Raw genomic sequence first — 483 nt, 5'->3', positions numbered from 1 at the left:
AATCAACCCGCGAGCACCAGATCACCGAGAACTCGAACATGGCGAACGCTTATCGCGCAGCACAAACATCAACCATTCGCAACGCCAATAAATTTTTGTACAGAGATCCCGATGACCCGGAAGCGTTGCCCGAAGTAGTGCTGCCTTATGGCGGTTTCTACAACCGGTCTGAAGACGCCCTTATGAACTTCGATATCAGGAACAGTTTGAATTATACCAAAACCATTGCGGGGAAACATGTTGTGAATGCATTGGTTGGCCAGCAGATAAAGTATGCCGACAGGCAGCACTACTCCAATACAGGTTATGGTTACCAGTATGAGAATGGGGGCGTTCCCTTTACCGATTACCGCATCCTGAAGCAATCGATAGAAGCGAATTTCCCATACTATGAAATGAGCAGGGAATATGACCGCTTTGTGGCATTATATGCGTCTGGTACGTACACATATGATTCGAAATATAATTTTACCGGTACGGTAC

1 pseudogene is annotated in these 483 nt (G+C 46.4%); it reads left to right on the top strand.

The annotated features are described in order from the left end of the window. Nucleotides 1–483 (top strand): annotated as a pseudogene (locus tag A4R26_RS13675) (SusC/RagA family protein); the annotation flags it as partial.

The sequence above is a fragment of the Niastella populi genome (assembly GCF_002078015.1).
Classification (GTDB): domain Bacteria; phylum Bacteroidota; class Bacteroidia; order Chitinophagales; family Chitinophagaceae; genus Niastella; species Niastella populi.
Note: the sequence above shows the minus strand (reverse complement) of the source record. Positions and strands in the feature narration are given on the sequence as shown.